At 71.1% G+C, this 15,726-nt stretch carries 14 protein-coding genes; 8 read left to right on the plus strand and 6 right to left on the minus strand.

Annotated features, from left to right (window positions below; all coding sequences use genetic code 11):
• Positions 1-40: 40 nt before the first annotated feature.
• Positions 41-868 (plus strand): hypothetical protein, encoded by an 828-nt coding sequence (locus tag VGV13_12270; protein HEV8641867.1) that lies wholly within the window; start codon positions 41-43, stop codon positions 866-868.
• Between the two features lie 7 nt (positions 869-875).
• Here VGV13_12270 and VGV13_12275 read toward each other — a convergent pair whose 3' ends face one another.
• From VGV13_12275 to VGV13_12290, 4 genes are all read right to left on the minus strand, one after another.
• Entirely contained in the window at positions 876-3,131 is a 2,256-nt protein-coding gene (locus VGV13_12275) for a bifunctional salicylyl-CoA 5-hydroxylase/oxidoreductase (protein HEV8641868.1), read from the minus strand.
• Positions 3,132-3,247: 116 nt separating this feature from the next.
• Positions 3,248-4,084, minus strand: coding sequence for a carbohydrate ABC transporter permease (locus VGV13_12280; GenBank protein ID HEV8641869.1), 837 nt, complete (start codon positions 4,082-4,084; stop codon positions 3,248-3,250).
• Positions 4,081-5,031 (minus strand): sugar ABC transporter permease, encoded by a 951-nt coding sequence (locus VGV13_12285; protein HEV8641870.1) that lies wholly within the window; start codon positions 5,029-5,031, stop codon positions 4,081-4,083. Before VGV13_12285 ends, VGV13_12280 begins: the two co-directional genes overlap by 4 nt.
• A gap of 7 nt (positions 5,032-5,038) precedes the next feature.
• Positions 5,039-6,400, minus strand: a complete 1,362-nt coding sequence (locus VGV13_12290) for an extracellular solute-binding protein (protein HEV8641871.1) — start codon at positions 6,398-6,400, stop codon at positions 5,039-5,041.
• Between the two features lie 147 nt (positions 6,401-6,547).
• Between VGV13_12290 and VGV13_12295 the strand changes: the two genes are divergently transcribed.
• Positions 6,548-6,724: a DUF1059 domain-containing protein gene (locus VGV13_12295; GenBank protein ID HEV8641872.1), complete on the plus strand. Its 177-nt coding sequence runs from the start codon at positions 6,548-6,550 to the stop codon at positions 6,722-6,724.
• Here the strand turns inward: VGV13_12295 and VGV13_12300 are convergent.
• Complete coding sequence (locus tag VGV13_12300; GenBank protein ID HEV8641873.1) at positions 6,700-7,935, minus strand: NAD(P)/FAD-dependent oxidoreductase; 1,236 nt, start codon at positions 7,933-7,935, stop codon at positions 6,700-6,702. The genes VGV13_12295 and VGV13_12300 overlap by 25 nt on opposite strands.
• A 5-nt stretch (positions 7,936-7,940) precedes the next feature.
• Positions 7,941-8,327, minus strand: a complete 387-nt coding sequence (locus VGV13_12305; protein HEV8641874.1) for a hypothetical protein — start codon at positions 8,325-8,327, stop codon at positions 7,941-7,943.
• Between the two features lie 36 nt (positions 8,328-8,363).
• Here VGV13_12305 and VGV13_12310 point away from each other — a divergent pair, with 36 nt between their 5' ends.
• The 6 genes from VGV13_12310 to VGV13_12335 are packed head-to-tail and all read left to right on the plus strand — an operon-like array spanning position 8,364 to position 15,705.
• Positions 8,364-12,698, plus strand: coding sequence for a DEAD/DEAH box helicase (locus VGV13_12310; GenBank protein HEV8641875.1), 4,335 nt, complete (start codon positions 8,364-8,366; stop codon positions 12,696-12,698).
• A 3-nt stretch (positions 12,699-12,701) separates the two neighbouring features.
• Positions 12,702-13,070: a DUF488 family protein gene (locus VGV13_12315; protein ID HEV8641876.1), complete on the plus strand. Its 369-nt coding sequence runs from the start codon at positions 12,702-12,704 to the stop codon at positions 13,068-13,070.
• 10 nt (positions 13,071-13,080) lie between these two features.
• Positions 13,081-13,503 carry a hypothetical protein gene (locus VGV13_12320; protein ID HEV8641877.1) on the plus strand — a complete coding sequence of 141 codons (423 nt, stop codon included), beginning with the start codon at positions 13,081-13,083 and terminating at the stop codon, positions 13,501-13,503.
• Positions 13,504-13,515: 12 nt separating this feature from the next.
• Complete coding sequence (locus VGV13_12325; GenBank protein HEV8641878.1) at positions 13,516-13,782, plus strand: Lrp/AsnC ligand binding domain-containing protein; 267 nt, start codon at positions 13,516-13,518, stop codon at positions 13,780-13,782.
• Positions 13,783-13,798: 16 nt separating this feature from the next.
• Positions 13,799-14,755: an NAD-dependent epimerase/dehydratase family protein gene (locus VGV13_12330; GenBank protein ID HEV8641879.1), complete on the plus strand. Its 957-nt coding sequence runs from the start codon at positions 13,799-13,801 to the stop codon at positions 14,753-14,755.
• On the plus strand, positions 14,752-15,705 hold the full coding sequence (locus VGV13_12335) for a D-2-hydroxyacid dehydrogenase (protein HEV8641880.1): 954 nt from the start codon (positions 14,752-14,754) through the stop codon (positions 15,703-15,705). The genes VGV13_12330 and VGV13_12335 overlap by 4 nt, the downstream gene beginning before the upstream one ends.
• Positions 15,706-15,726: the final 21 nt, after the last annotated feature.

The raw sequence follows: 15,726 nt of genomic DNA on the forward strand, positions 1-15,726 counted from the left end.
TGTTGTCGAACGACCCCTTTGAGGTTTAGATTGTGTGCCGATGTCACGCGGGCCGGCGAAGCTGCTCACGAAGTGGGGGCTGTCAAGCTCTCTGCTCCTCCTGGAGCTCTGGCCATGGGCCCTGAGCGGACTGCGCCGCTGGTGGACCGCCGCCCGGTGGCGGACCACGCTCGAGCGCCTGCCCCGCGCGCTCGGGGAGCTGCGGGCGAAATGGTCGCCGTCCGAGCCCTCGATCGTGCTCGACCGCCTGCGCCACACGCTGTCGGAGCTGCCGGCAAAGTGGTCGATGTCCAGGCCGCTGACTGCGCTCAACCTCCTGCTGGCCGGGATTTTGGTCGTCTTTGCGATCCAGCTCCTCCGCGGCTTGTCCGCTCCCTCTCCCCTTCCCCCGACCCCGGTTGACCGTCCCCTCGTCGCCGTCGTGTCGGCCAAGAAAGACTCCGGACCGGCCTGGCCACCGTTCACCGCTCATGGCGGGATCGTCGCCCGGAACCTGTTCAACCCCGACCGCTCCGAGACAGGCCGGTCCGATGCGACCCGCCGGGCCCTGCCCGTGGCGGCGAAGCCGGTTCTCTACGGCGTGGTGATCGGCGAAGAGAGCCGGGTGGCTTACCTCGAGGATCCGTCCACGAACCGGATCTTCGGCTATAAGGTTGGGGACATGGTGGCCGGGGGGCAGCTGGAGCAGATCGAGACGGATCGGGTGGTCATCAAGGGCGTCGACGGGCGCCTGGAGGTCATGCTCAGCGGGCCGAACAAGCCCCGGCCGGCGGTCGACGCGTCGATGTCGCCTCAGGTCGTCCGCCCCGCCCCGACCGTGCCGTCGGTTCCGCGCTTCCCGCTGGGAGCGGGCAGCCCGTTCAGATAGGGCCACCTCACCGCAGCCGCGGCGTGAAGTCCTTGACCGACACGTACTGGCTCGGCCACGGCAGGTCGTAGCCCTGCTCCCAGGCAGCGTGACGCGTCCAGTAGGGATCGTAGAGGTGGGCGCGCGCCAGGACGCAGAGGTCGGCGCGGCCGGCGGCCAGGATGGAGTTGACGTCGGCGTGCGACGAGATGTTCCCCACGGTGGCCGTGGGGATTCCCGCCTCGTGACGGATGCGATCGCTGAAGGGCGTCTGGTAGAGACGGCCGTGGACGGGCTGGGCGTGGGGCACGGTCTGCCCCGTCGACACGGTGATGAGGTCGCAGCCGTGTTCCTTGAGCATGAGCGCCACCTCCACCGCCTCCTCCGCGCTGAGCCCGCCCGGGGCCCAGTCGGTGGCCGAGATCTTCACCGACATCGGCTTGCTTCGCGGCCAGGCGGCGCGCACGGCGGCGAACACCTCGAGGGGGTAGCGCATCCGGTGGGCGAGCGGTCCGCCGTACTGGTCCCGTCGGATGTTCGTGAGCGGCGAGATGAAGCTCGAGAGCAGGTAGCCGTGGGCCATGTGCAGCTCGAGCAAGTCGAAGCCCGCCTCCTCGGCCATGCGGGCGGCCTGGACGAACTGCTCGCGTACCCGATCCATGTCGCTGCGGTCCATCTCCTTCGGCACCTGGCTCTGGGGCAGGTAGGGGATCGGTGACGCGGAGATCAGCGGCCAGTTGCCGTCGGGCAGCGGCTCGTCGATCCCCTCCCAGAGCCGTCGCGTCGAGCCCTTACGGCCGGCGTGGGCGAGCTGGAGCGCGATCCTGGCCGGCGTGTGCCGGTGGACGAAGTCCACGATGCGCTGCCAGGCGGCCACGTGCTCGGGCTTGTACATGCCCGTGCAGCCCGGACTGATCCGGCCCTCGCGGCTCACGTCGGTCATCTCCGCCACCACCAGCGCCGCCCCCCCCACCGCGCGCGAGCCCAGATTGACGAGGTGCCAGTCGCCGGGGGCGCCATCCTCGGCCGAGTACTGGCACATCGGCGAGACGACGACACGGTTGGCGAGCACGAGGTCGCGCAGCCGGAACGGCGTGAACATCGGCGGCGGAGCCGGTTGGGCGGCGACGCGGAGGCCGCTCTGGTCGGCCGCCTTGGCCGCGAACCAGCGGTCGACCGTCTCCACGAACTTGGGGTCGCGGACTCTGAGGTTCTCGTGGGTGACGCGCAGGCTGCGCGTGAGCAGGCTGACGGCGAACTGCAGCGGCTCGAGCCGGCCGTAGTAGCGCTCGGTCTGCTCGAACCACTCGAGGCTCACCAGGGCCGCCCGCTGCGCGCTCTCCACCAGCGGGCGCCGCTCGTCCTCGTAGGCCGCCAGGGCGCTGGGGACGTTGCGGTACTGCTGGAGGGCCCGGCTCAGCGCGATGGCGTCCTCCATGGCCAGCTTGGTGCCCGACCCGATGGAGAAGTGCGCGGTGTGGGCGGCGTCGCCGATGAGGACGAGGTTCCGCCAGTGCCACCGCTCGTTGCCGACCGTCGGGAAGCCGCGCCAGAGGGAGCGGTTCTTCAGCATCCGGTGGCCGTCGAGCTCGCGGGCGAAGAGCCGCTCGGTGAAGGCCAGCGTGTCGTCCTCGCTGGCGCCCGGGAGCCCGGCCCGCCTCCAGGTCCCCTCCGTCGCTTCCAGGATGAAGGTCGAGTGGCGGGCGTCGTAGCGATAGGCGTGCACGCGCCAGAGGCCGTGTTCGCTCTCCTTGAAGAGGAAGGTGAAGGCCGGGAACGGGAACGTCGTGCCGAGCCAGACGAACCGGTTCGGGCGCGCGTCGATCCGCGGACGGAAGTGCTGGGCGTAGCGCGCGCGGACGGCGCTGTTGACGCCGTCGGCGGCCAGGATGAGGTCGGCGTCCGCGAACGGCGCCACGTCGCTCACCTCTTGCTGGAACTCGAGCGTCACGCCGAGCTGGCGGCAGCGCCGGTGCAGGATATCGAGCAGGCGCTGGCGGCTGAGCCCGGAGAACCCGTGCCCGGTGGAGGTCAGCACCTGGCCCTGGTAATGGATATCGATGTCGTCCCAGTGGGCGAAGGCGCGGGTGATCTCCTCGTAGCTCTCGCGGTCGGCCTCGGCGAAGTTCTCGAGGGTGGCGTCGGAGAAGACCACGCCGAAGCCGAAGGTGTCGTCGGGCCGGTTGCGCTCGAGGACGGTGATGTCGTGCGACGGGTCGGCCTTCTTCATTAAAATCCCGAAGTAGAGCCCGGCCGGCCCGCCGCCGATGCTGACGATCTTCACACGGCGATTCTACACCGCGCTCCCCGCCTGTCTGGATGGCGCGAGCTCGCTGCGACCACGGCTCGCCGTTCGGGCGCAGGCTTCGCCTGCGCAATCCTTCCTGGGGGAGGCATGGGCTACCCCTTCACTCCGCCGGCGCCCCAGCCCTGGATCAGATAGCGCTGCACGCCGGCGAAGAAGCCGATGGTCGGCACCGTGATCATCACCCCGGCCGCCATGATCATGCCCCAGTCCACGATCGTGGCGTTGAACAGGTCGTTGACGCCGACGGGCAGCGTCTTGAGCTCGTCCGAGGTGATGAGCACGAGGGCGAACAGAAAGTCGTTCCAGGCCAGGATGAACGTGAAGATGCCGGCGGCGATGAGGCCGGGCAGGCTCAGCGGGAGCACCACGTGCCACACCGCCCGCGGACGCCCGGCGCCGTCCACCAGCGCCGCCTCCTCCAGCTCCAGCGGCACGCTCAGGAAGAACGCGCGCAGGAGCCACAGGCAGAACGGCAGGCAGAAGGTCGTGTAGGACAGCACCAGGGCCAGGTGCGTGTTCACGATGCCCAGCTGCCGGACCAGAATGTAAAAGGGAATGATGATCATGATGGGGGCGAACATATAGGTCATCAAGATCAGGCCGGCCACCGTCTCCCGCCCCCGGAACCTGAAGCGGGTGAGGCTGTAGGCCCCGAGCGCCGACACCACCAGGGTCAGCACCACCGTGGTGAAGGAGACGAGGATGCTGTTCCAGAAGTACACGGCGAAGTTCGTCTCCCGGAAGAGCTGGACGAAGTTGTCGAGCGTGGCGCGGTGGGGCACCAGCGTGGGCGTGGCGAAGATCTCCCCGGGCGGCTTGAGCGAGGTGGAGAGCATCCAGAAGAAGGGGAAGGCGCCGATCAGGAGCAGGCCCGCCGCCCCCGCGTAGAGCGTCGCGGTCCGGGTCACCGTGCCCCTGCCCAGTCTCACGCCACCACCTCCTCGTCCCGGAACAGGCGGAAGTAGACGGCGGTGGCGCCCAGCAGGAGCGCGAACATGATGACGGCCAGCGCGGCGCCCATGCCGGCCTGCAGGTAGGTGAACGTCCGCGCGTAGGCGTAGATCGGCAGCGTCCGGACGTAGCGGCTCACGCCGCCCTCGCCGGCCATGAGCCACACCGTGTCGAACTTGGTGAACATCCAGATGCTGCGCAGCAGCACGATGACGAAGAGGACGTTGCGCGTCTGGGGCAGCGTGACGTGGACGAAGCGCCGCCAGGCGCCGGCGCCGTCCACCTTGGCCGCCTCGTAGAGCTCGGGCGGGATCGTCTGCAGCCGGGCCAGATACGTCACCACCACGAAGGGGAAGAACTGCCAGACGCTGGTCAGGATCAGGGACCACATGATGTAGTCCTTGCCGAGCCAGGCCACCGGCGTCCTCACCAGCCCGGAGGCTACCAGCAGATGATTCACCAGCCCGTACGAGTCGTTCAGGAGCCACTTCCAGAGAATGACGGCCACGATCGTGGGGATCATGTACGGGAAGAGGACGACGCCCCGCAGCAGGTTGCGTCCCCGGAAGGCCTCGTTGAGGAGCAGCGCCGCCATGATCCCCAGACCGAGCTGCAGCACCATCGTGGCCCCGGCGTAGACGACGCCGTAGTGGACGCTGCTCCAGAACTCTTCGTCGGTGGCGAAGTACCGGTAGTGCTGCAGCCCCACGAAGGCCTGGGCGGGGAGGAACGCGTGCTTGTCGAAGAGGCTCAGCCAGCAGTTGTAGAGGATCGGGTAGAGGACCAGCCCCCCGATGAGGAGCAGGGACGGGGCGAGCAGCAGCCAGCCGATGACCGGCCCCCGCCGCCGCCGAGAGGATGCGCGTGCGAAGCGGTGAGCGCGGGAAGGGGCCCGGAGCGAGCGAAGGCCCGTCCCCGCGCTCACCGCCCCGTCACGACCAGCGCTTGAACCCGAGCTGCGCCAGCAGCTCTTCGGCGCGCTTCTGGGCGCGGTCCGCCTCGGCCTTCGGGTTCTTCTCGCCCACCATCACCTCCACGATGAGGTCGGCCACGATGCCCGAACCGTCCAGCTCGGCCAGGAACGGCAGCAGGTTGTCGTCGGGACGGCTGAACCCGATAGGCAGGAAGCGCCCCTGGCTGAGCCCCGTCACCATGAAGTCGTGCCAGGTGCGCCACTTCTGGATGCGCGGATGCGCGAGGTACTCGGGATCGTTGAGCATCGACTTGAAGATCGGCGTGAGGTGGATGGGCACCGTGTGGCAGTACTTCAGGTAGTGCTCGCGCTTGTAGAACATCCGGAGGAACTCGAACGCTTCATTAGGGTACTTCGACTGCGTGAACACCGCCCAGTTCTCGCCGTCGAGGGCCGAGATGCCCTTCGGGCCGGATGGGCCGCGCGGCTTGAACATGGGTTGGAAGTGCTCGGGGTCGCGCATGCCCTCCGGCGCGTAGCGCTCGATGTAGCCGATCGTCCGCGCGCCGGACAGGTACACCATGGCGACCTTGCCGGTCGAGAGCGCCGCCAGCGTGTCGAGGTACTTCTGCCCGGACCAGCCCGCCGGCATGTACTTGTTCAGCTTCTGGAGGTATTCCAGCGTCGACACCATCGCCCGGCCGTTGAGCTGGGGTCGCCAGGTCTTGGCATCGACCCAGCTCCCGCCGTTGGAGGCCAGCCACTCGGCGGGATGGACGAAGCCGATGTAGAGCTTTTCGCCGGGCATCTGCAGCCCGTAGCGCTTGCCGTCGTCGGTCAGCGCCGCCGTGAGCTTGAGGAAGTCGGCGTGGGTCTCGGGGGGCTTGAGGCCCTTCTGCTCGCGCAGGTCCCGCCGCTCGGCGATGTAGGTCGCGCCCATGGCGTGAGTGACCCCGTAGTACTTGCCGTCGAAGAGCTGCAGCTTGAGCGTCGCCTCGTGGATGTCCTTCTCGCCCAGCGCCCGGATCAGCTCGTCCATCGGACGGAGCAGCCCCTTCTTCCAGAGCGACGCGGTCATGAACGGATTGAGGTGGGTGAGATCCGGGGGGCTGCCCGCCGCCAGCGCGGCCAGCAGCTTGGTGTTGAGGTCGCCCCAACCCAGCGCCTGCTGCTTGACCTTGAAGCCGGGGAACTTCCGCTCGAACTCGGCGATGCTGGTGTCCTGGATGGTCTTGACGGTCTGGGGCTCGACCTCGGTGTGCCAGACCTGGAGCTCGCGCACCTGCTGGCCCAGGGCGGCGGGAGCGCGGCCGAGCAGCGCGGCGCCCGCCGCGCTGGCCGTACCGATCAGAAATTGACGCCGTGTCGTCGTCTTGGCCATGGCCCTTCTCCTTCCCTGGTCGGTCGACGTCGCCCGGTGCTCGCGTCGAATTGCGGCGGAGTCTAGGCGCGCGCCCGGACGGCTGTCAAGCGCTCGTGGTATACATGACGGGAGCGCAACGCCGTCCCGGCGCGTGAGGAGGAGATCATGCCGAAGGTTCTCAGGTGCGGGGATCTGATGCCCGGCTGCAACGCCGTGATCGAGGGCAAGGATGTCGCCGAGGTGATGGCCAAGGGCGCCGAGCACGCCAAGAAGGCCCACGGGATGGCCACGATCCCGCCCGACATGGCCAAGAAGGTTCAGGCCGCGATCAAGGACAAGTAGCGACTGAGCCGCCGGCGCAGCGCCGCCCGGAAGAACCGCCAGGCCATTTCGAACTTCCGGCGGCGCAGCGCCTCCTCCCCCAGCGCGACGCGCGCGAAGAGGCGGCAGAGCCTGGCGTCACTGGCGGCGGCCCGGACGATGGAGTCGGCCAGGCCGGGGTTGGAGAAGAGTCTCCGCTGGACGCGGACCGAGTCGGCCAGCTCCTCGCCGATCTCCCGCCGCCAGCGCGCTTCGTACTGGCATAGTGTCGCCGCTGTGCAGTCGCGCGCCTCCAGGGCGAGAGCCGCCGTCTGCCCCGCGTGCTGCCCGGTGACCATCGCGTAGTAGATCCCCTCGCCCGTGTAGCCGTTGACGAAGCCGCCCGCGTCGCCGCAGACGATCACCCGGTCGGCGAACGTGCGGGCGATCGGGCCCGCCAGCGGCAGCCGATAGGCCTTGAAGTTCCTGCGGTTCGAGCGCCCGCGGACGACGCCCTTGGCCCTCGCCTCGTCGAGGAAGCGGCGGTGGTGGTCGTAGGGCGCGCCCTCGAGCCGCGTCTTGAAGAACGACAGGAGGAAGCCGACACCCGCATCGACGTGGCGGTGCTTGGGGAACACGTAGCCGTAGCCCGGGTAGCCCTTGTAGCCGTAGGCGACGTATATCGCCTCCGGATCGGCGACCGCCAGCTCCGCCAGCTCGGTCTCCTCCATGGTGTCGATCGCCAGCGCGTCGTCGGCGAAGCCGTCACTCAGCCCCGCCTGCCGGGCGACCACGCTGTTGACGCCGTCGGCGCCGATCACGACCCGGGCCGTGAAGGCGCGGCCGTCGATCGAGCGCACGGCCACATCGTCGGCGCCGCGCTCGATCTCGACAACCCGCGCCCCCTCGACCACTTCGACGCCCAGCGCGCGCGCCAGGTCGAGCAGCGCCGCGTCGAACTCGAGCCGGCGGAAGGTCAGATAGAGAGGCGCCTCCAGCTCGGCCACCACCGCGGCGCCCGCCGGCGACTCCATGCGCACGCGGCGGATCTCGTGGAGCGCGACGGTGCGGTGGAGATAGTCGGCCAGCTCCGGGAAGCGGCGGAGGACACCGTACCGGATGCCGCCGCCGCAGGGCTTGTCGCGGGGGAATCGCTTCTTGTCGAGGAGCAGCGCGCGCGCGCCGCGGCGGGCCAGCGCGATGGCCGCCGTCGAGCCGGCGGGCCCGCCGCCCACGATGATGACGTCCGCCACGGGCTTCAGGGCCGTCTTCCCCGTCGCCAACCCCGCCAGGCCAGCGTCGCCGTCACCGTCTGGCTGACGACGAGGCCGACCACCCAGAGGCGCGAGACGGCGCCGCTTCTGAAGTCGCCGGCCGCGATCTCGCGGCCGTGGTCGAAGACAGCGCCCGCCGTCCAGATGATCCCGACTCCGATGGTGATGATCCAGCCGGCCCGCCGGTCCTGGCCCACCAGGACGAGCCCCAGCCACTGGAGCGCCAGAAATCCACCCAGGAGAAACGCGACGGCCGGCGTGGACAGCCCCACTCGGGGGCCGATCCCCTCCCCGAAGTCCTCCACGACGTGGGGCAGGATGAAGGGCAGGCCGGCCAGGGAGACGGCGATCGTCGCGGCGCGGTGAAGCATGGCACGCATTATCGCCGATTGGGATAATGGCCGGTGATGCCCGACTTCCTCCCCTTCGTCCGGCGCTGGTTCGAGGACACGTTTGGCCAGCCCACGCGGCCCCAGTCCCTCGGCTGGGAGGCGATCGCCTCCGGGCGCGACACCCTGATCGTCGCCCCTACCGGCTCCGGCAAGACCCTGGCCGCGTTCCTGTGGGCGCTCGACCACCTCCACCGTCTGGCCCTCGAGCGACGGCTCGAGGACCGCGTCTACGTCGTCTACATCTCCCCCCTCCGCGCGCTCAACAACGACATCGAGAAGAACCTCCGCGAGCCGCTGGCCGGCATCCGGGCCGCCGCGGCCGCGGACGGCCTCGGGCCGCCCGAGGTGCGGGTGGCCGTGCGCACCTCGGATACGTTGGCGGCGCAGCGTCAGGCGATGACGCGGCGGCCGCCCCACATCCTCATCACCACGCCCGAGTCGCTCTACATTCTATTGACGGCGGAGCGGTTCCGGCCGGCGCTGGCCGGTGCCCGCTTCGTCATCGTCGACGAGGTGCACGCGCTGATGGGCACCAAGCGCGGCGTCCACCTCGCACTCTCGCTGGAGCGGCTGCAGGCGCTCGCGGAGGCGGGCGAGCCCGGCGGCCGACCGCAGCGCATCGGCTGCTCGGCCACCGTCGGCTCCGTCGAGGAGGCGCTCGCCTTCCTGGGCGGCGCCACCGCCCGCGACCCGGTGGTGGTGGACGTCGGGTTCGCGCGCGAGCTCGATCTCCAGGTGGTCGCGGCCGTCGACGACTTCCTGACGGCGCCCAGCGACACCGTCTGGGACGCGACCCTCCAGGAGATCGCCGAGCTCGTCCAGGCCCACCGCACCACGCTGGTCTTCGCTCAGAGCCGGAGATCGGCGGAACGACTGGCCCGCGATCTCAACGACCGCATCACCGACGGCCGCGTCGCCGCGCACCACGGCTCGCTGTCGCGCCGGGCGCGACTGGAGGCCGAGACCCGTTTGAAGAACGGCGAGCTGAGGGCGCTGGTCGCCACCTCTTCGCTGGAGCTGGGCATCGACGTCGGCGCCATCGACCTGGTGGTCCAGCTGCAGTCGCCCCGCAACGTGGCCGCGGCGCTCCAGCGCGTCGGGCGCGCGGGGCACCTCCTCACGCGCATCTCCAAGGGCCGCATCGTCGTCACCAAGGGCGAGGAGCTGGTGGAGGCGGCGGCGGTGGTGCGATCGATCCGCGAGCGGACCCTGGACCGCATCGCCATGCCCGAGGCGCCCCTCGACGTCCTGGCTCAGCAGATCGTGGCCGCCGTCGCCGCCGAGTCGCTCCCGGTGGACGCGCTCTACGCGCGCTTCCGGAACGCCGCGCCCTATCGGGCGCTCTCGCGCGAGGACTTCCTGAGCGTCGTCCAGGCGCTGGCCGAGCCGCTGCCGGCGGAGGTCAGGGGCGTGGCGCCGCGGATCCTCTGGGACCGCGTCAACGACCGCCTCCACGCGCGCCGGGGCAGCCGGTTCTTGGCCCTGACCTCGGGCGGCACCATTCCCGACAACGGGCTCTACGACGTCTACGTCGCCGACACCGATCTGAAGGTCGGCACGCTGGACGAAGAGTTCGTGACCGAGAGCCTCCCCGGCGACGTGTTCCTGCTGGGCTCCCACGCCTGGCGGCTCGTCAAGGTCCGCGCGGAGCGCGTCCTGGTCGAGGACGCCCAGGGGATGTCGCCGACCATTCCCTTCTGGAAGGGCGAGCATCCCTCCCGCTCGTACGAGCTCGGGCTGGCCGTGGGCCGCCTCCGCCGCGATTGCGCCGAGCGGCTGGATGCTCCCGATTTTGCCCAGTGGGCCGCGGCCGAGTGCGGCCTCGACGCGCGGGCGGCGGCCGCGCTGCGGGCGTGGATCGTCAAGGCCGGCGAGGTGCTCGACGGCGTGCCCGACGACCGCGGCATCGTCGTGGAATCATTCTCGGACGAGATGGGCGGGCGGCACGCCATGATCCACGCTGTCTTTGGCATGCGCGTGAACGGCGCCTGGGGCATGGCGCTCCGGGAGAAGCTCCAGCGCCGCTTCGGCCTGAAGGCCGAGGCCAGCCACGTGGACGACGGAATTCTACTGTCCTTCGCGCCGGGTCAGGCGCCGCCGTCGTTCGACCGCCTCCTGGCCCTGGTGAGGCCGGAAGAGGTCGACAGCCTCCTGGGTCAGGCGCTGATCGGCTCGCCCCTCTTCGGCACGCGCTTCCGCCACGCGGCGGTGCGCGCGCTGTTCATCCCGCGGATGCTGAAGGGCCGGCGCGCGCCGGCCTACCTCCTCCGGCTCAAGGCCGACGCGCTGCTGGAGGCGGTGGGCGGGCAGGCGGAATTCCCGGTCGTGGCCGAGACCCTGCGCGAGTGCTTCAACGAGGCGCTGGACGTGCCCCGTCTCAAGCGGCTTCTCGAGCGCCTGCACGACGGCGCGCTGTGGACGCGTCACGTCGACACGCCCCTGCCCTCGCCCTTCGTCTATCCGCTCCTGCTGGCCTGGGACTGGGCGTATCTGGACGCCGGTCACGCCGAGGAGCGCCGGAGCGACGCGGTGACGATGCGCAAGGTCTGGAGCGTCGCGCCCGGCCCGCTCAGGCCCGAGATCGTCGCGGCGGTGGAAGCCGAGCTCGGCCGGACGGCGCCCGAGCGCCGGGCCCGGGACGCCAACGAGCTGGCGGCCATCCTCGACGACCTCGGCGATCTCACCGAGCAGGAGATCGGCGCGCGCACGAGCGGCGAGCCCGCCCGGCTGATCGCGGCCTTGCGGGAGGAAGGGCGCATCGTCCCCCTGGCGCTGGGCGACGGTCGGGGGGCGTGGATCCCCACGACGGACGCGGCGCTCTACGAGGCGCTCGGCACCGACGAGGGGCTCGAGCGGGTGGCGCTGCGGGTGCTGAGGACCCGCGGGCCGCTCACACCCGCGTGGCTCGCCGAGCGCTACGGCGTGGCCGCCAGCGACGTCGCCCGCGTTCTCGAGCGCCTCACCGCGCGAGGCGTCGTGCGCCAGGGGTCATTCCTCGCGGAGGCCCCGGCTCCGCAGTACGTGCACATCGCGGTGCTCGAGGAGATCCAGCGCCGCCACGTCCACGCGCGCCGGGTGCCTCGCCCCGTCGCCTCGCCCGAGCAGTTCTCCGCATTTCTGCTCCGTCGCCATCACCTCCATCCCGATCACCGGCTGACAGGGCCGCCGGGAGTGCTGGCCGCCCTCGAGCTGCTGCAGGGCGAGGACTTTGCCATCCGCGTCTGGGAGCAGGCCCTGCTGCCCTCGCGCGTGGACGGCTACGAGCGCGAGTGGCTCGATCGCCTGGGGCTCTCGGGCGAGATCGTCTGGACCGTGTTCGAGAGCCGGAGCGATCCCCGCCGCGCCGGCCGCGTCGGCGTCGCCCTCCGCGAGAACGTCGGCTGGCTCCGCGAGCGCCCGGCCGCGGCGACCGAGCTCGATACCCGGACCAAGAACGTGCTCCTGCATCTACAGCTCCGCGGCGCCTCGTTCGCTCAGGACCTGGTACGGGTCACCGGGCTCGGCATGCCGGACACGCTGACCGCCCTCTGGGAGCTGTTCTGGGCGGGGCTCGTCACCCCCGACTCCTTCAGCGCCACCGTCGCCGGCACGACGCCGCCGCGCGGTCCCGGCGCCGGGCTCCTTGGGCGGCGCCGTCGCCGCCGGGGCCAGGCGCGCGGGGTCATGCCTCAGCTGCCCGTCGTCGGTCGCTGGAGCGCGCTGGCCGACGAGGAGCCGCTGTCCCCCGAGGAGCGGCAGGAGGCGCGGGCCCAGCTACTGCTCTCCCGCTATGGCGTGGTGGCGCGCGAGCTGGCCCAGGGGGACTGGAGCGCGCTTCGCCACACGCTGCTCCGGATGGAGTACGGCGGCGAGGTCGTCCGCGGCTACTTCGTCGAGGGCCTCTCGGGCGAGCAGTATGCGCTGGCCGACGCCCTGCAGGGGCTCGACGCGCCCTACCGCCGCGCCGAGCCCCACGTGCTCGTCAACATGGTCGACCCCGCCAACGTCTGGGGCCGCGTGTTCGCCCTCACGGGCGGCGACGGCACCCGCGTGGCCGCCACCCGTATCCCGCAATCCTGGCTCGTCCTGCGCGGTGGCCGTCCCGTGCTGCTGACCGAGGCCCACGGCCGGGACCTCACTCCGCTCGCCGGCTGGGAGGCGGTGGATCTGCCCGGCGCGATCCGCGCGCTCCAGTCGCTGACGGAGCGGCCGCTACCCCAGCGCCCCGTGCGGCGGCTCGAGGTGCTGACCTGGGCCGGGCGGCCCGTGCGAGCCAGCGAGGCGTTCGACGCGCTCGTCGACGCCGGCTTCACGGTGGACGGCCCGCGCCTGACCTGGGACGGTCATCCCGGCCCGCGCCATGTCCGCTGAGCCATGGTGACCCGGACGTCCCGCATCCGCACCAAGCGCGTCTACGACCTCACCGGGCCCGACGACGGCACGCGGGTGCTCGTCATGCGTCTGTGGCCGCGCGGGGTCCGCAAGGACCGCATCGATCTCTGGCTGAGGGAGCTGGGGCCAGTCACGCCGCTGCTGCGCGGGTTCCTCGGCGGACGGGTCGGGTGGGCGGAGTACCGCCGCTGCTACCTCGCCGGCCTCGCGCGGCCCGAGGCCCGGGCGCAGCTCACGGAGCTGCGGGGGCTGGCCCGCCAGGGGCCGGTCACGCTGCTCTGCCGCTGCCCGGAGGAATCGCGCTGCCACCGCTCGCTGCTCAAGGGTCATCTGGCGAAGCGGCTGTTGTAGACTGGGCGGCGTGCCGCGCCCCGTCCTCCCGCTGCTGGCCGGGCTGACGCTGCTCGTCGCCGGCGCCGTCGGCGCCGAGCACGAGGTCTACTACCGCTACGTCGTCCTCGGCTACGTCCAGGACGCCCACGGCGAGCCCGTGCGCGCCGGGACCGTCGAGGTGGTGCGGGACAAGACGGGCTTCTCGTATCTGGCGGAAACGAACGACGATGGGCTGTTCGTGGTGGTCGCGCGGCTCGGCGACGAGAGCGTGGGCGAGACGCTGACGCTGCGGGTGGGCGCCGTCCGGACGCGCATCACGGCCCGGTTCGACCCCGCCAATCACGCCGACGACCGGGGAACGCGGGTGGATCTGGAAGCGACGCGATTCGTGGAGCGCCCGGCCGCGTTCCACTCGACGCTGACGCGCTTTCTCGCCACTCCGGAGCGCTGAATGGGGGAGGCCATGAAGACCGCAGGCAAGCGGGTGAAGGCGTACGTCCTCATCGAGACGGCGGCGGGCAAAGCCAAGGCGGTGAAGAAGGCGCTGGCCAAGCTCAAGGGCGGCCCTTCGACCATGGTCCAGCTCGACGGCATCACCGGCCCCTACGACTTCATCGCCATCGTCGAGGGGCCCAGCCTCGACGCCGTCGGCCGGCTCGTCACCGACGGCATCGGGATCATCGACGGCGTGACCCGCACGACGACGTGCGTGGCCGTGGCCATCGGCTGACCGGCGAGACGAGCCGGTGAAGGTGCTGATCGTCGGCGGCACCGAGTTCATCAGCTTCCACCTCGTGCGGGCACTGCTCCGCGCCGGCCACGAGGTGGCGCTGCTCAACCGCGGCCGCCATCCCGAGCGCGTTCCCGCCGGAGTCAGGACCGTGGAGTGCGACCGCAAGGACCACGGGGCCCTGCATAGTGTGCTGGCGACGGAACGGGTCGACGCGCTGGTCGACATCACGTACGCGCCCACGACCGGCCCGGACGTGGATGCCCTGCTGGACGCGCTCGACGGCCGCGTGGGCCACGTGCTGTTCGTCTCCAGCGGCCGCGTCTACGACCACGCACTGCCCATTCCCTTCGACGAGGCGACGCCCCGCAACCTCTACTGGGGCGACTACGCCCGGAACAAGATCGCCGGCGAGGACGCCGTCCTCCGCCGCCATCGCGAGCGCGGGCTGCCCGCCACGATCGTCAGGCCGACCCACGTCTATGGCCCCATGAACACGCGCAACAACGAGACCTTTTTCTTCGACCGCCTGGTGCGGGGACGGCCGATCCTGCTCCCCGGCGCCGGCGGCTGGCTGCGCCAGTTCGGGCACGTGGAGGATCTCGCCGACGCGATGGCCGCGATGCTGGGTGACCGGCGGGCCTTCGGCCAGGCCTACAACGTCACCGGCGAGGAGATCGTCACCCAGGCCGGCTTCGTCGAGCTGACTGCCGATGTGATCAAGCGCCCGCTGGCGCTCGTCCCCTGCCCGGCGCCGCCCGGAGGGCCGCCGGTGCCGTTCGGTCAGAACCTCGTCTACGATTGTCACGCCGTGTACACCACGACCAAGGTCCGGGCCGAGCTGGGGATCCGGCCGCGCTACACGCTGGCCTCCGGCCTGGCCCAGACCTTCGAGTGGTACCTGCGCGAGGGACTCGACCGCCGCGACATCGACTTCTCGGCCGAGGACGCGCTGCTCCGGCGGGTGACATGACGCCGGCGGCGACGGCCACCGTGCTGCTCTACCATCCTTACGAGGCGGCGCGCTACGCGGCGCTCGTGCGGGGCGCGCGCGGCCGCATGAATCTCCAGGTCGTGGCCACGCCCGATGCCGCCGCAAAGTTCATCGCCGAGACCGATGTGCTCTACGCCTGGCAGTTCCCCCCACGGCTCTACGACAAAGCGGGGCGTCTCAGGTGGCTCCAGGCCATGGGCGCGGGCATCGAGTGGGCACTCGTGCCCGAGCTGCCCGCCCGCGTCACCGTGACCCGGGCGCCCGGCGTCTTCGGCCCCTGGATGGCGGAGTACGTCATCGGCTGGTGCGCGTGGGTCACCCAGCGCATGGCGACCTACCGGGAGGCCCAGCGCCAGCGCCGGTGGATCGGCGACGTGCTGCCCCGCCGTCTGGGCGGCACCACGCTGGCGATCGTCGGCCTGGGCGACATCGGCCGCGTCATCGGCCGCGCGGCCCGCGCCCTCGGCATGCGCGTCGTCGGCGTCAGCCGCTCCGGCCGCCCCGTCCCGGAAGCGCACCGGGTGTATCGAACGGCCGCGCTGACCCGCGCGCTCTCCGAGGCCGACTGGGTCGTGGTCGTGCTGCCGCTCACGCCCCAGACGCGCGGCCTGATCGGCGAGCGCGAGCTGGCGGCGATGCGTCCGACGGCGTGGCTCATCAACATCGGGCGCGGGGCCGTGGTGGACGAGAGCGCGCTCGCCCGCGCCCTGGAGGCCCGGCGCATCGGCGGCGCCGTGCTCGACGTCTTCCGGAGCGAGCCGCTGCCGCCGACGCATCCGCTCTGGGGCTTCGACAACGTCGTCATCACGCCCCACGTCTCGGGCCCCAGCACCCCGGAGGAGATCGCGCCGATCTTCAACGACAATCTCGCGCGCTTTCTCGCCGGCCGCCGGCTGCGTCACGTCGTCGATCGCGCGCGCGGCTACTGACTTCAGCGGCACCACCCTTGC

Source organism: Candidatus Methylomirabilota bacterium (assembly GCA_036001065.1).
In the GTDB taxonomy this organism is placed as follows: domain Bacteria; phylum Methylomirabilota; class Methylomirabilia; order Rokubacteriales; family CSP1-6; genus MNEF01.

Bases quoted from the DNA above. Each gene is read 5' to 3' on its own strand.
- VGV13_12305 (HEV8641874.1), bottom strand. From the start codon at position 8,327: ATGCTTCACCGCGCCGCGACGATCGCCGTCTCCCTGGCCGGCCTGCCC.
- VGV13_12335 (HEV8641880.1), top strand. From the start codon at position 14,752: ATGACGCCGGCGGCGACGGCCACCGTGCTGCTCTACCATCCTTACGAG.
- VGV13_12310 (HEV8641875.1), top strand. From the start codon at position 8,364: ATGCCCGACTTCCTCCCCTTCGTCCGGCGCTGGTTCGAGGACACGTTT.
- VGV13_12325 (HEV8641878.1), top strand. From the start codon at position 13,516: ATGAAGACCGCAGGCAAGCGGGTGAAGGCGTACGTCCTCATCGAGACG.
- VGV13_12270 (HEV8641867.1), top strand. From the start codon at position 41: ATGTCACGCGGGCCGGCGAAGCTGCTCACGAAGTGGGGGCTGTCAAGC.
- VGV13_12295 (HEV8641872.1), top strand. From the start codon at position 6,548: ATGCCGAAGGTTCTCAGGTGCGGGGATCTGATGCCCGGCTGCAACGCC.
- VGV13_12290 (HEV8641871.1), bottom strand. From the start codon at position 6,400: ATGGCCAAGACGACGACACGGCGTCAATTTCTGATCGGTACGGCCAGC.
- VGV13_12315 (HEV8641876.1), top strand. From the start codon at position 12,702: ATGGTGACCCGGACGTCCCGCATCCGCACCAAGCGCGTCTACGACCTC.